A 14,628-nucleotide genomic window follows, 5' to 3' on the forward strand; every position below is an offset into this window, starting at 1 on the left:
GATAGCCCGGATTTCACACACCGCGTCGCCAAGCGCGTGCGTACCGCGCTGCCTGATCTGCCTGTCGTCAACTATGTCTGTCCGAGTGTCTGGGCATGGAAGGAATATCGCGCGCAACGCATGCTCGCCTATGTCGATCATGTGCTAGCGGTGCTTCCTTTCGAGCCGGCGGTGATGCGGCGTCTCAACGGACCTGCGACCACCTATGTAGGCCACCGTCTCGTTGCCGATACAACACTTCTGGAGACCCGACGCCTGCGTGCTGGCCGGCAGCCCGGTAACGGTGCGATCCTGCTCCTCCCTGGTTCGCGTTCGTCAGAAATCAGGAAGCTTTTGCCTTATTTCGAAGCCGCCGCGAACGAGTTCGTTGCCCGCAATGGTGCGAAGCGCTTCATTCTGCCGACTGTGGCGCACAGGGAAACCCTCGTGCGAGAAATGACAGCAGGCTGGGCGGTAAAGCCTGACATCGTCGTCGGCGCTGAAGCGAAATGGAAAGCCTTCACCGAAGCCGATGCGGCCATGGCGGCGTCCGGCACCGTGATCCTGGAGCTGGCGCTTGCCGATGTCCCCGTCGTTTCCGCCTACAAGGTCGACTGGATCATGCGCATGCTGACATCAGGCATCAAGACCTGGAGCGGCGCCCTGCCCAATCTGATCGCCGACTACGCGGTCGTGCCCGAATATCTGAACGACATCGTTCGCGGCGCAAGCCTCGCGCGCTGGATGGAGAGGCTGTCAGCCGACACCTACCAGCTCAAGGCGGTGAAGGAAGGCTACGATCTCATCTGGCAGCGTATGCAGACGGAAAGGCCGCCTGGCGAGCATGCGGCGCAAATATTGCTTGATGTTCTAGCCAACAAAAAACCCGGCCATTCCTGACCGGGTTTTCTTTTGTCTATGAAGTCAGCGCTTAGCGCTTGGAAACCGGCACGTAGTCGCGCTTCGGTTCGCCGATATAGAGCTGGCGCGGACGGCCGATACGCTGTTCCRGATCTTCGATCATTTCGTTCCACTGCGCGATCCAGCCGACGGTGCGGGCCAGAGCGAAGAGCACGGTGAACATGGTCGTGGGGAAGCCCAGGGCCTTTAGCGTGATGCCGGAGTAGAAGTCGATGTTCGGATAGAGCTTCTTCTCGATGAAGTACGAGTCGGTCAGCGCAATGCGCTCCAGTTCCATGGCGACTTCGAGAAGCGGATCGTCCTTGATACCGAGTTCGCCGAGAACTTCATGCGTGGTTTTTTGCATGATCTTGGCGCGCGGGTCATAGTTCTTGTAGACGCGGTGACCAAAGCCCATCAGGCGGAACGGATCGTTCTTGTCCTTGGCGCGGGCGATATATTCCGGAATGCGGTCGACAGTGCCGATTTCCGTCAGCATGTTGAGGGCTGCTTCGTTAGCGCCGCCGTGAGCGGGGCCCCAGAGGCAGGCGATGCCGGCGGCGATGCAGGCGAACGGGTTTGCGCCCGAGGAGCCGGCGAGACGAACCGTCGAGGTCGAAGCATTCTGCTCGTGATCGGCATGCAGGATGAAGATACGGTCCATGGCGCGTGCGAGCACCGGATTGACGACATATTCTTCGCAAGGAACGGCAAAGCACATGCGCAGGAAGTTGGACGCGTAGTCCAGGTCGTTCTTCGGGTAAACGAAGGGCTGGCCGATATGGTACTTGTAGGCCATGGCGGCAAGCGTCGGCATTTTGGCGATCATGCGCAGGCTGGCGACCATGCGCTGGTGAGGATCGGTAATGTCGGTGGAGTCGTGATAAAATGCCGAAAGCGCACCGACGCAGCCACACATGACGGCCATCGGATGTGCGTCGCGGCGGAAGCCGGTGAAGAAGCGGCTCATCTGCTCATGCACCATGGTGTGGTGCGTGACGCGATAGTCGAAATCCTTCTTCTGAGCGGCGGTCGGCAGTTCGCCGTAGAGCAGCAGGTAGCAGGCTTCCAGAAAGTCGCCGTGCTCGGCAAGCTGCTCGATCGGGTAGCCGCGATGCAGCAGAACGCCCTCGTCGCCGTCGATATAGGTGATCTTCGATTCACAGGATGCGGTCGACGTAAACCCGGGGTCGTACGTGAAGGAAGCCGTGTTTTTGTAGAGTGCACCGATATCGATCACGTCTGGTCCGACCGTGCCTTTTCGCACGGCGAGGTCGACTGATTTGTCACCGATTTTGATTGTAGCGCTTTGATCCGTCATGCTGATCCTCCGGGGTGGCGGTGGCGCCGCAAAAGCGCCATAAGGGTTAAGCGTCCTAAGCGATAGCTATATGATCGCGAAGCTAATGCCAAGTTACCGTGACGCCATTTTGTGCATCGCGGCATCATCTTTTAGGCAGTGCAGCGATGAGCCTCACGCATATCAGAACACCATGATTTGACTGGATTTTTGCTGCCGCAAATTTTCCTCGTATTTCAATCGATTATTGTTTGCGCGTTTTGATCTGAGGTTGCATTCTGCCGATCTCCGGGGGCGGGTCCAAGCGAATATGACGGGGTTCGATACAGCAGAACGGCATGTGCAATCCATTGATGCAAAGATGGATTTTGCCGATGCCGCACCGCGCGCCATTGTGACGCAACTGGCAAGGACGCAGGCTACGGTTCCGTTTCAGTGGCGGCTGATCGCCGTTGCGAAACGACACATCCGATCGTCTGTCCGCATGGCGGTCGAAGAGGCTGGCTACGGTCGCCTCATTCTTTTTTCGCCGGTCTTCCTTGGTGCGGGTGCCGCGACCTGGTTTCTGGCAGCTTCGGATTTTCCGGCTGTCTCGCTTGGTCTCTGCCTTTTTGTCGTCCTCGGTGCCGTCGTACTTTGCGGGTATGGCCGGCCGAAATTGCGGGCGACGCTCTCTGCTCTGCTTCTCTTTGCCGGCGGAATGCTTTCGGCACAGGTCGAAACATGGCGGGCGCAGACCCTGATCCTCGATTCAGCCGTAACGACAACGGTAACAGGCAGGATCGAGCGCCGCGAAGGCGACGGGCGGGGGCGCTGGCGTTACATTCTTGACGTCACCGGAACAGACGCGCCGCAGATCAAGCGTCCGCCTAAACGCATTACAGTGCTCGTGAGAGGCGCCGCGCAGCCTTTCGAGCTTGGCGACGTCATCGAGGGCAGGGCGCGTCTCACGCCTCCGGCAGGCCCCGCACTTCCCCACCTGAATGATTTTGCTTTCAGTGCCTATTTTGACGGCATCGGCGCCAACGGCTTTTTCTATGGCGCGCCGAAAAAGCTTGCCTTGCAGCCACAGCAAGCGGGCTCGGTCGGTGAGGCGACACTCGAATGGCTCTATCGCCTCAGGAGTGGCATCGGCGATCGCATACGCTCCACCCTGCCGGGCGATACCGGCGCCTTTGCCGCTTCGCTTGTCACCGACGAGAGACGGGCGATCTCGGATGACACGACGGACGCGCTGCGGCAGTCCGGCCTTGCCCATATCGTCGCGATCTCCGGTCTCAATATGGCGCTTTCCGCCGGCATCTTTTTTGTCGGCCTGCGCGTCGTCCTTAGCCTTTTTCCCGGCATTGCCCAGGCGTGGCCGACCAAGAAAATCGCGGCGGCCGGTGCGCTCGCGGCGGTGACGGCCTACTATCTGATCTCCGGCTTTGCCGTCTCCGCCGAACGTGCCTTCATCATGATGGCCATCATGCTGGTTGCCGTCTTCTTTGACCGGCCATCGATCAGCCTCAGAAACGTGGCGCTATCCGCTCTTGTGATCCTTGCGATCTCGCCATCGGAGGTGCTGGGGCCGAGCTTCCAGATGTCCTTTGCCGCAACACTTGCCCTGGTCGCCGGCTACGATCTCTGGAAAGGCCGGCCGATGTGGGAGAATGTCTTTGCCAACCTGCCGGTCATGAAGCCCCTCTTCGTGGTCGGCGGTTTCTTTGGTGGCATTTTCCTGACGTCGCTGATTGGCGGCTTCTCTACCGCGCTGTTTTCGATCGAGCATTTCCACCGGCTGACAGCCTATGGCCTGCCGGCAAATCTCGCGGCCATGCCGGTGATTTCCTTCATCGTCATGCCGGCTGGGATGCTGGCGATGCTGCTGATGCCCTTTGGCCTGGACGGCTGGGCATGGCATGTGGCAGGCTTCGGGCTGGATCTGGTGATTACAATCGCAAAGACGGTATCGAGCTGGGGTGGCAATATCGATGTGGGCCGTTTGCCGGGTTGGTACTTCCCGACGGCTGTTTTCGGTTTTCTGCTGCTGACCCTCCTCAGAACTCGACTGCGGCATATCGGAACGGCAATCGTCGCTCTCTCCACGCTTGCTGTCGCGGCGCTGCCATCAGAGGCAATGCCCGACATCGCCATTGCCGAAGACGGTAGCCTCGTTGCTGTTGTCGATGGAGAGGCGATAGCTTCGAACCGCGAAAAGCCACCCGCCTTCATCTTCGAACAATGGCAGCGGGCGCTTGCCATCGAAGAGCACAGGAAGCCAGTCATGCTGGAAGCTGCCAACAGGCCCACTGCGCCCGAAGGCAAAAGACTGCAGCTCTCGCGGGATCAACAGAATGAAGCCAGAGAATCGATAAGACGTGTCGCGATCGGTTCGCCGTCACGGTTCTCGTGCCTGAAAGGTGCCTGGTGCGCCATCATGCTCGGCAATGGAAAGAAACTGACGGTTATCGACAATGCAGCCTATCTGGGCCCTGCCTGCGATACGGCCGATATCGTCGTCACCCCTGTCCGTCTGCGTCTTGACGGCTGCCGATCCGGAGCTCTGCTCTTTACCGGCGAAACATTGCGCAAGACAGGCTCGATCGAGCTTCGTTTCACAGATGGCGGAGTTGCGGTTGCCGCTACATTCGACGCATTACCACGGCCCTGGATGCGCCACCGTGCCTATGACTGGCGTAGCGACACATTCGCTGATGTTGACCGGTCACCGGTCAGTGATAGCGACGAATGAGGCCGACGAGCTTGCCCTGGACCTTGACGCGATCCGGCGGGAAAATGCGGGTCTCGTAAGCGGGGTTTGCGGCTTCGAGCGCAATCGATGCGCCCTTGCGGCGGAAGCGCTTGAGCGTCGCTTCCTCTTCATCGACGAGTGCGACGACGATGTCACCCGGATTGGCCGTGCTACCGTTGCGGATGATGACGGTATCGCCATCGAAGATGCCGGCTTCGATCATCGAGTCGCCACGAACTTCGAGCGCATAATGTTCGCCGGAGCCAAGCATATCGGCGGGAACGGTGATGTCATGGGTGTTGTTCTGGATTGCCGAAATCGGCACGCCGGCAGCGATGCGCCCCATGACCGGCACGGAAACCGAATTGCCGTTGTCGGCCGCAGGTGCTGACTTTGCCGCGGCGGGAGGCGCAACAGGTTGCGGCTTGCCGAGGCTGCCTTCGATGACGCTTGGTGAAAAGCCGCGCCTTGGCTGTAGGCTCGAGCTGTAGGCTTCCGGCAGCTTGATGACTTCGAGCGCACGCGCCCGGTTCGGAAGCCGGCGAATGAAGCCGCGTTCTTCGAGCGCCGTGATCAGCCGATGAATGCCGGATTTCGAGGCCAGATCCAGGGCGTCCTTCATCTCGTCGAAAGATGGCGGAACGCCGGATTCCTTCATCCTTTCATGAATGAAAAGAAGAAGTTCCTGTTGTTTGCGCGTGAGCATCGGCGTGTGACCCCAGTATTGAAACAAATCCAGAACGGACACTATATGTTCCATATGTGTTCCGCAAGTGGCTAAATTTTCGTAAAATTTCTCCCCATTGTGTTGAGAATTTTATTTTTGTCGGCGCCCGGCCCGTCCGGCCTTGCTTCGTAAGGCTTGTTGAAGCACATCTCCTTGTGATTGCTGGAGAGTAGCTGATGACCCAAGACACGCTTGCGATCGATCATCTCGTTTTGCCGGTTACCGATATCGCCCTTGCACGCGAGAGGTTAGGCAAGCTGGGCTTCACCGTCGCTCCGGACGCGCGCCATCCCTTCGGTACGGAAAATGCCTGCGTTTTCTTCGCCGACAGGAGCTATCTCGAGCCGCTCGGCGTCGCCAGTGTCGAGGAGAGCGACAGGACGGCGCGTGATGGCAATGTCTTCACAGCCCGCGATCAGGCCTTTCGTTTTCGCTGCGGCAGCGAGGGCCTGTCTGCTATCGCCTTCAGTGCCGCGGATGCAAAGCATGAACATGCTCGATTCGTTAAAGGCGGCATTAGCGCTGGTTCTGTGTTGCAGTTCGAACGTCCCGTGAAAATGCCGGATGGCACGGAGAGCATTGCCGGCTTCCGGCTCGCCTTCGCCGGTGACCTCCGGGCACCGGATTTCTTTCTCTTCGCCGTCGAGCGCGTCAATCCGCTCCCTGCTGACCGCAGCGCGCTCGAAGCTCACGTCAACGGCGTAACCGGAATTGCCGAGATAGTTCTAGCCGCGCCCGAGCCTTCGGCCTTCGGCGAATTCGTCCGTGGCGTGGCAAGAGCCGACGCCGCAGATGAGACCGGTTTTGGGGTGAGAGTTGCTCTGGCAAACACAAAAATCAGTCTGATGAACCCGGCGGGTCTGGAGGCCTATTTCGATCTGGCGACGCCGGACACCGATCGCGGCCTGCGTGGGCGGGCGATCCTTTTCCATGCGGGCGATCTTGCCGTGACAGAAGCGCATTTGGCTGCTAACGGGGTGACCTATACACGCAAGGGCAACCGTATTCTGGTGAAGCCCGCGCCCGGCCAGGGCGTGCTCTTCGCCTTCGAGGAAACATCATGAGCTCCAATACCAATTCCCAGGTGACGGTCGGCGAGGGCGCCGGTAAGGTCACCTTCTCCAATACCGGCCGCTTGTCGCTGATCGCCGGCGCCTGCGAAATGGAAAGCCGCGACCATGCGTTCATGGTGGCCGGCACATTGAAGGAACTGTGCGCCAAGCTCGGCATAGGGCTTGTCTACAAGACGTCTTTCGACAAGGCCAATCGCTCTTCGTTGTCGAGCAAACGCGGTGTCGGCCTTGAGAAGGGGCTGGAAGTATTCGCTGATCTCAAGAAGGAACTCGGCATTCCGGTTCTCACCGACATTCACAGCGAAGAACAATGCGCCGAAGTAGCGAAGGTCGTTGATATCCTGCAGATACCGGCCTTCCTGTCTCGCCAGACTGATCTTCTGGTGGCTGCTGCCAAGACGGGCCGCGTCATCAACGTCAAGAAGGGCCAGTTCCTGGCGCCTTGGGACATGAAGAATGTGCTCGGCAAGCTGAATCAGAGTGGCAATCCGAACATTCTGCTGTGCGAGCGCGGCGCTTCCTTCGGCTACAACACGCTGGTCTCCGACATGCGCTCCCTGCCGATCATGGCAGCCACCGGTGCGCCAGTTATCTTCGACGCCACTCATTCGGTCCAGCAGCCGGGTGGGCAGGGGGAAACGTCCGGCGGAGAACGGCAATTCGTGGAGACGCTCGCGCGCGCTGCCGTGGCGGTCGGTGTTGCCGGGGTCTTTATCGAGACCCATCAGGACCCGGATAACGCGCCCTGCGACGGCCCGAACATGGTCTATCTCAAGGATATGCCGCGGCTTCTGGAAAAGCTGCTGGCTTTCGACGCGATCGCTAAAGGCTGACAGTCAAAAGCCTGACATGATCGTAATATAGCGACGAGTGGAACTGCATGCCGAAGGGTGCCGCAAACTGCCATTGTAATTTGCGCACCTTCGATTAAGACGGTTTCAAACGATTTATCCACCCACCGAGCAGGAAAAAACCATGACTGCAATTACCGATATCATAGCCCGCGAGATTCTCGATAGCCGTGGTAACCCCACCGTCGAAGTCGATGTCTATCTCGAAGACGGCAGCATGGGCCGTGCGGCTGTTCCCTCGGGCGCTTCGACTGGCGCGCATGAAGCTGTCGAACTACGCGACGGCGGCAAGCGCTATCTCGGCAAGGGTGTCGAAAAGGCCGTCGAAGCCGCCAATACCGAGATCTTCGACGCGATCGGCGGCATCGATGCTGAAAACCAGATTCAGATCGACAAGATCATGATCGAGCTCGACGGTACGCCGAACAAGTCACGCCTCGGCGCCAACGCCATCCTCGGCGTTTCGCTTGCTGTCGCCAAGGCCGCCGCGGAGGCTTCCGGCCTGCCGCTCTACCGTTATGTCGGTGGTGCTTCGGCAAGCCTTCTGCCGGTTCCGATGATGAACATCATCAACGGCGGCGCTCATGCCGACAACCCGATCGACTTCCAGGAATTCATGATCCTGCCGGTTGGCGCAGATTCGATCCGTGAAGCCGTCCGCATGGGCTCGGAAGTCTTCCATACGCTGCGCAAGGAACTCGCTGCCCAGGGGCACAACACCAATGTCGGCGACGAAGGTGGTTTTGCACCGGGCCTGAAGAGCGCTCCGGAAGCCCTCGACTTCATCATGAAGTCGGTTGAGAAAGCCGGCTACAAGCCGGGTGAGGACATCTATCTCGGCCTCGATTGCGCCTCGACGGAGTTCTTCAAGGACGGCAAGTATGTAATGGAAGGCGAAGGCCGCACGCTCGAACCGGGCGCAATGGCCGAATACCTCGCCGAACTCGTCGGCAAGTACCCGATCATTTCCGTCGAAGACGGCATGGCAGAAGACGATTGGGAAGGCTGGAAGACGCTGACCGATCTTGTCGGCAAGAAGTGCCAGCTTGTCGGCGATGACCTGTTCGTCACCAACTCGGCTCGTCTGCGTGACGGTATCCGCATGGGCGTTGCCAACTCGATCCTCGTCAAGGTCAACCAGATCGGCTCCCTGACGGAAACGCTCGACGCCGTCAACACCGCGCACAAGGCAGCCTACACCGCCGTCATGTCGCATCGCTCGGGCGAGACGGAAGACTCCACGATCGCCGATCTCGCAGTTGCCACCAACTGCGGCCAGATCAAGACCGGCTCTCTGTCGCGCTCGGATCGTCTTGCCAAGTACAATCAGCTTATCCGCATTGAAGAAGGCCTTGGCCCTCAGGCTGAGTATGCCGGCCGTTCCATCATTCGCGGCTAATACGATCTTATGAATCAGGCATTTGGAACCCGCGCCTTGGCGCGGGTTTTTTGTTGCGTCAAGTCTGAGTCAATGAACGGTTAATCTCTGCGCGGTAAATTGAAGGGATTGGTAATGCGTTACAGAGCATGCGTGTATGTGGACAAAGCATCATAAGAAGAGAAAGACCGGTCGCTTCGTCATTCCGGCCATGGCGGTCGCGTTCCTCTCCTATTTCGGCTATCATTGCATCCATGGTGATTATGGTCTGCGTGCGACGGAGGCGTTCGAGCGCCAACGTATCGCGCGCGAGAAGGAATTGGTTGTGCTGAAGACCAGGCGCGAGCATCTCGAAGCGCAGGTTGCACTTCTTAGCGACGGCTCGCTGGACAAGGATATGCTCGACGAAAAGGCGCGGTATCAGCTCAATATGTCGCGCGCAGACGAGATTGTAATTTACAATCACTACCGCAATTAACCGAATTTAGGTTAATCCAGAATTCTCGTTCTTTATCAATAATTTACCTGCGAATATGAGCCATGCAATTATGGCATTGCTGTGGTCATTTTTCTTCCCTATGGTACGCGCCACCTGAGAACCGATAAACCCATAGGGAGGGTTGAATGGCGTTGCGCAAAACCGCGACCGTTTCCAGCCGCAAAAACAGTGCGAAATCCGCAGGCAAGATATCGAACGGCGGTCCTATCGCCGATTTCGATCGGGACGAGGAGCTCAAGGCATATCGCGAGATGCTGCTTATCCGTCGTTTCGAGGAAAAAGCGGGCCAGCTTTACGGCATGGGCTTCATTGGTGGTTTCTGTCACCTTTACATCGGCCAGGAAGCTGTCGTCGTCGGCATGCAGATGGCCCAGAAGGAAGGTGATCAGGTTATCACCGCCTATCGCGACCACGGCCATATGCTGGCTACCGGCATGGAAGCGCGCGGCGTCATGGCTGAACTGACCGGGCGTCGCAACGGCTATTCCCACGGGAAGGGCGGTTCCATGCATATGTTCTCCAAGGAGAAGCATTTCTACGGCGGCCATGGCATCGTCGGTGCCCAGGTTTCGCTTGGAACAGGCCTTGCCTTTGCAAACCGCTACCGTGGCAATGACAGCGTATCCATCGCCTATTTCGGTGATGGCGCGGCCAACCAGGGCCAGGTTTACGAGAGCTTCAACATGGCTGCTCTCTGGAAGCTGCCGATCATCTATATCGTCGAGAACAACCGTTACGCCATGGGCACCTCGACGGCGCGCGCTACCGCGCAGTCGAACTATTCGCTGCGCGGTTCCGGCTTCGGCATCCCCGGCATCCAGGTCGACGGCATGGATGTTCGTGCCGTCAAGGCTGCTGCCGATGAGGCGCTCGAACATTGCCGCTCCGGCAAGGGCCCGATCATCCTGGAAATGCTGACATATCGCTATCGCGGCCACTCCATGTCGGACCCGGCGAAGTACCGCACCAAGGAAGAAGTGCAGAAGATGCGCTCCGAGCAGGACCCCATCGAGCAGGTCCGTCTGCGTGTCATGGAAAAGGGCTGGGCGACTGAAGACGATCTGAAAGCGATCGACAAGGAAGTCCGCGATATCGTCGCCGATAGCGCCGATTTCGCCCAGGCTGATCCGGAGCCGGATGCGTCCGAGCTCTACACCGACATTCTGCTCTAATCGGGGAGGGAACCCATGCCTATAGATATTCTCATGCCCGCCCTCTCTCCGACGATGGAAGAAGGCACGCTGTCCAAGTGGCTCAAGAACGAAGGTGACAAGGTCACTTCCGGTGACGTAATTGCCGAAATCGAAACCGACAAGGCGACGATGGAAGTCGAAGCCGTCGACGAAGGCGTCATCGGCAAGCTGCTGGTTCCGGCCGGCACCGAAAACGTCAAGGTAAACGCCAAGATCGCCATCCTTCTGCAGGACGGCGAATCGGCCGACGCGATTTCCGCTGCTCCCGCCGCCGTTCAGCAGGCTCCGGCCGCTGCTCCGCAGGTTGCACAGGAAGAGAAGCCGACGAACAGTGCTTCTGCTGCCGCTCCCGTCCCAGCCGAGCCCAAGGCTTTCGTGCCGAACGACCCGGAAATCCCGGCTGGCACCGAAATGGTGTCGATGACGGTGCGCGAAGCGCTCCGCGACGCCATGGCCGAAGAAATGCGCGCCGATGAAAACGTCTTCGTCATGGGCGAAGAAGTTGCCGAATACCAGGGCGCCTACAAGGTCACTCAGGGTCTTCTGCAGGAATTCGGCGCACGCCGCGTCATCGACACACCGATTACCGAACACGGCTTTGCCGGTGTCGGCGTCGGTGCCGCCATGTCAGGCCTGAAGCCTATCGTCGAGTTCATGACCTTCAACTTCGCCATGCAGGCGATCGACCAGATAATCAACTCCGCTGCCAAGACGCTTTATATGTCCGGCGGACAGATGGGCGCTCCGATCGTCTTCCGTGGCCCGAACGGCGCCGCCGCCCGCGTCGGCGCCCAGCACAGCCAGGATTATGCGGCCTGGTACAGCGCGATCCCGGGCCTCAAGGTCGTCATGCCTTACACTGCATCCGACGCCAAGGGTCTGCTGAAGGCCGCTATCCGCGATCCGAACCCGGTCGTCTTCCTCGAAAACGAAATTCTCTACGGCCAGCACTTCGAAGTGCCGAAGCTCGATAATTTCGTTCTGCCGATCGGCAAGGCTCGCATCCACCGTCCGGGCAAGGATGTAACCGTCGTCTCCTTCGGTATCGGCATGACCTATGCCACGAAGGCTGTCGCGGAACTTGAAAAGATCGGCATCGACGTCGAACTGATCGACCTGCGTACGCTTCGTCCGATGGATCTTCCGACGGTCATCGAATCCGTCAAGAAGACCGGCCGCCTGGTCACCGTCGAAGAAGGCTATCCGCAGAACTCCGTCGGCACGGAAATCGCCACCCGCGTCATGCAGCAGGCCTTCGATTACCTCGATGCGCCGATCCTGACGATCGCCGGCAAGGACGTTCCGATGCCTTACGCTGCCAACCTTGAGAAGCTCGCGCTTCCGAATGTCGGCGAAGTGGTCGATGCGGTGAAAGCCGTTTGCTACAAATAAGGGGAGGGCCTTTCGATGCCGATCAATATCACGATGCCTGCCCTCTCTCCGACTATGGAAGAAGGCAATCTTGCCAAGTGGCTGGTCAAGGAAGGCGATAAGGTCAAGTCCGGCGATGTGATCGCCGAGATCGAAACCGACAAGGCGACGATGGAAGTCGAAGCTGTCGACGAAGGCACGGTTGCCAAGATCGTCGTTGCGGCCGGTACCGAAGGCGTGAAGGTCAATGCCCTGATCGCCGTTCTGGCCGGCGAGGGCGAGGATGTCGCCGCTGCCGCAAGCGGCGCTGGCTCCGCCGCCCCGGCTCCGAAGGCTGAAGCTACCCCGGCACAAGCCGAGGCGCCGAAGGCTGCTCCCGCGCCCGCACAGGCGGCTCCCGCCTCGGCACCGGCTGCGGTCTCCTCTGGCGGCGCGCGTGCCTTCTCTTCGCCGCTTGCTCGTCGTCTGGCCAAGGAAGCCGGTATCGATATTTCCGCCGTTGCCGGCACTGGTCCGCATGGCCGCGTCGTCAAGAGCGATATCGAAGCTGCCGCTGCCGGCGGTGCTGCCAAGGCCGCTCCGGCCGCTGCTGCCCCGCAGGCTGCTGCACCGGCTCCCGCCGCTGCCGCTCCGAAAGGCGCTTCGGACGAGGCCGTGCTCAAGCTCTTCGAGCAGGGTTCCTACGAGCTTGTGCCGCATGACGGCATGCGCAAGACGATCGCCCGTCGCCTCGTCGAATCCAAGCAGACCGTTCCGCATTTCTACGTTTCGGTCGATTGCGAACTCGATGCGCTGATGGCGCTGCGCGCCCAGTTGAACGACGCCGCACCCCGCAAGGACAGCGCTCCGGCTTACAAGCTGTCAGTCAACGACATGGTCATCAAGGCCCTGGCTCTGGCGCTTCGCGATGTTCCGGATGCCAACGTCTCCTGGACTGAGAGTGCCATGGTCAAGCACAAACATGCCGATGTCGGCGTGGCTGTCTCGATCCCCGGCGGCCTGATCACGCCGATCGTCCGCAAGGCCGAGGAGAAGACGCTGTCGACCATCTCCAACGAGATGCGTGATCTCGGCAAGCGTGCGAAGGATCGCAAGCTGAAGCCCGAGGAATATCAGGGCGGCACGACCTCGGTCTCGAACATGGGCATGATGGGCGTGAAGAATTTCGCAGCCGTCATCAACCCACCGCATGCGACGATCCTCGCAGTCGGCGCGGGCGAGCAGCGTGTCATCGTCAAAAATGGTGAGATGGCGATTGCGACGGTCATGACCGTGACGCTCTCGACCGACCATCGCTGCGTCGATGGCGCTCTCGGCGCCGCGCTGCTGCAGGCCTTCAAGGGCTACATCGAAAATCCGATGGGCATGCTGGTCTGAGCAGACGCGGGAGGCGGACATGACGAAGACTGTTCTTTGCTATGGTGACTCGCTTACCTGGGGCTATGACGCCGACACGATCGGCCGTCATGCCTATGAGAACCGCTGGCCGAGCGTGCTTCAGGCAACGCTCGGAAGCGGAGCTCGCGTCATTGCGGAAGGCCTGAACGGCCGCACTACCGCCTTCGACGACCATCTTGCCGATTGCGATCGCAACGGCGCACGCATTCTGCCGACCGTCCTGCAGACACATGCGCCGCTCGATCTTGTCATCCTGCTGCTCGGCACCAACGACATGAAGCCGGTGGTTGCCGGCTCGGCCTTTGCAGCATGCCAGGGCATCGGTCGTCTGGTGCGGCTGATCCGCAGTCATGCCTGGCCCTTTGAATTCGACGGGCCAGAGATCCTGATCGTGGCGCCGCCGGCGATCTGCGCGACGGGCAATGTGCCCTTCGCCGCCTCGTTCCCTGGAGGCATCGAGGAATCGGCGAAGCTTCCGACGCTTTTCCGGGACCTTGCCGATGAACTCGGCTGCGGCTTCTTCGACGGCAATTCCGTCGCCAGGACCACGCCGATCGACGGCATTCACCTCGATGCGGAGAATACCCGCGCGCTCGGTCGAGGTCTGGAGCCTATCGTGCGGATGATGCTGGGTCTCTGACGATGGCCGCCTTTCTCGCCCTCCGGGAAGCCTCCCGTCGGGATGCTTCGGAGCTGGCGATCCTGGCGGATATCGCCTCGCATGGCTTCGCCTCGTGGCTCTGGTTTGCCGATGTCGCCAGCGGCATGAGCGATACGCCGCTGGAGCGGGGCCGGTTGAAGATGAGCGACGAGGCGCTCGGCGGCTGGAAGAACGCCGTCATCGGCGAGGCCTATGACGAGATCGCCGGAATGGCGATCGGCTATGAAGTGGATGAAGGCATACGCGATCTCGAAGCACGACATCCGGCCATAGAGCCGATGCTGGCGATGCAGAGATCGGTGATCGGACACTGGTTCATTGGCAGTCTCGCGGTCTATCGCCATATGCGCGGTATCGGCATCGGCAAGAGGCTGCTGGAAGATCAGCTCGCAAGGGCAGCTGGGCTACCGGCCAGCCTGATCACAGCTGATAATAACGAAGCGGCTCTGTCGCTTTACGGAAGAAATGGGTTTTCCGAAGCGGCGCGCATGAATGCCGTGCCGCTCTTCGACAACAGCAAGAAGCACGCATGGGTTCTCATGACCCGCGCGGGAGCGTAACAAA

At 59.7% G+C, this 14,628-nt stretch carries 13 protein-coding genes; 11 read left to right on the forward strand and 2 right to left on the reverse strand.

Annotated elements, in window-relative coordinates; translation table 11 throughout:
* Window positions 1-879: lipid-A-disaccharide synthase (locus AC1D35_RS15925; RefSeq protein WP_477939048.1), on the forward strand; the 879-nt coding region annotated here is incomplete at its 5' end.
* 31 nt (window positions 880-910) lie between these two features.
* Here AC1D35_RS15925 and gltA read toward each other — a convergent pair.
* Window positions 911-2,200, reverse strand: a complete 1,290-nt coding sequence (gene gltA / locus AC1D35_RS15930) for a citrate synthase (RefSeq protein ID WP_477939050.1) — start codon at window positions 2,198-2,200, stop codon at window positions 911-913.
* A 289-nt stretch (window positions 2,201-2,489) separates the two neighbouring features.
* Here gltA and AC1D35_RS15935 point away from each other — a divergent pair, with 289 nt between their 5' ends.
* Window positions 2,490-4,913: a ComEC/Rec2 family competence protein gene (locus AC1D35_RS15935; RefSeq protein WP_113310148.1), complete on the forward strand. Its 2,424-nt coding sequence runs from the start codon at window positions 2,490-2,492 to the stop codon at window positions 4,911-4,913.
* On the opposite strand, the gene lexA is transcribed toward AC1D35_RS15935, so the two are convergent.
* Window positions 4,894-5,619 carry a transcriptional repressor LexA gene (gene lexA, locus AC1D35_RS15940; protein ID WP_113310198.1) on the reverse strand — a complete coding sequence of 242 codons (726 nt, stop codon included), beginning with the start codon at window positions 5,617-5,619 and terminating at the stop codon, window positions 4,894-4,896. The genes AC1D35_RS15935 and lexA overlap by 20 nt on opposite strands.
* A 197-nt stretch (window positions 5,620-5,816) precedes the next feature.
* Here lexA and AC1D35_RS15945 point away from each other — a divergent pair, with 197 nt between their 5' ends.
* The 9 genes from AC1D35_RS15945 to AC1D35_RS15985 all read left to right on the forward strand — a co-directional run bounded on the left by AC1D35_RS15945 (window position 5,817) and on the right by AC1D35_RS15985 (window position 14,624).
* Window positions 5,817-6,704: a VOC family protein gene (locus tag AC1D35_RS15945; protein WP_113310147.1), complete on the forward strand. Its 888-nt coding sequence runs from the start codon at window positions 5,817-5,819 to the stop codon at window positions 6,702-6,704.
* Entirely contained in the window at window positions 6,701-7,546 is an 846-nt protein-coding gene (kdsA, locus tag AC1D35_RS15950; RefSeq protein ID WP_113310146.1) for a 3-deoxy-8-phosphooctulonate synthase, read from the forward strand. Before AC1D35_RS15945 ends, kdsA begins: the two co-directional genes overlap by 4 nt.
* 142 nt (window positions 7,547-7,688) lie before the next feature.
* The gene (gene eno / locus AC1D35_RS15955; protein ID WP_113295624.1) at window positions 7,689-8,963 is read left to right on the forward strand and encodes a phosphopyruvate hydratase; all 1,275 of its coding nucleotides are present in this window, start codon (window positions 7,689-7,691) and stop codon (window positions 8,961-8,963) included.
* A 136-nt stretch (window positions 8,964-9,099) separates the two neighbouring features.
* A complete protein-coding gene (locus tag AC1D35_RS15960; RefSeq protein WP_113295623.1) occupies window positions 9,100-9,420 on the forward strand; it encodes an FtsB family cell division protein in 321 nt (106 codons plus the stop codon).
* 146 nt (window positions 9,421-9,566) lie between these two features.
* A complete protein-coding gene (gene pdhA / locus AC1D35_RS15965; protein WP_113310145.1) occupies window positions 9,567-10,613 on the forward strand; it encodes a pyruvate dehydrogenase (acetyl-transferring) E1 component subunit alpha in 1,047 nt (348 codons plus the stop codon).
* Window positions 10,614-10,628: 15 nt separating this feature from the next.
* The gene (locus AC1D35_RS15970) at window positions 10,629-12,026 is read left to right on the forward strand and encodes a pyruvate dehydrogenase complex E1 component subunit beta (RefSeq protein ID WP_113310144.1); all 1,398 of its coding nucleotides are present in this window, start codon (window positions 10,629-10,631) and stop codon (window positions 12,024-12,026) included.
* A 15-nt stretch (window positions 12,027-12,041) separates the two neighbouring features.
* Window positions 12,042-13,382 (forward strand): pyruvate dehydrogenase complex dihydrolipoamide acetyltransferase, encoded by a 1,341-nt coding sequence (locus AC1D35_RS15975; RefSeq protein WP_113310143.1) that lies wholly within the window; start codon window positions 12,042-12,044, stop codon window positions 13,380-13,382.
* Window positions 13,383-13,401: 19 nt separating this feature from the next.
* Window positions 13,402-14,043, forward strand: coding sequence for an SGNH/GDSL hydrolase family protein (locus AC1D35_RS15980; RefSeq protein ID WP_113295619.1), 642 nt, complete (start codon window positions 13,402-13,404; stop codon window positions 14,041-14,043).
* Window positions 14,044-14,045: 2 nt separating this feature from the next.
* Window positions 14,046-14,624: a GNAT family N-acetyltransferase gene (locus tag AC1D35_RS15985; RefSeq protein ID WP_113295618.1), complete on the forward strand. Its 579-nt coding sequence runs from the start codon at window positions 14,046-14,048 to the stop codon at window positions 14,622-14,624.
* The last annotated feature ends 4 nt before the right edge of the window (window positions 14,625-14,628 follow it).

The organism is Rhizobium sp. P1_E6, from assembly GCF_056405875.1.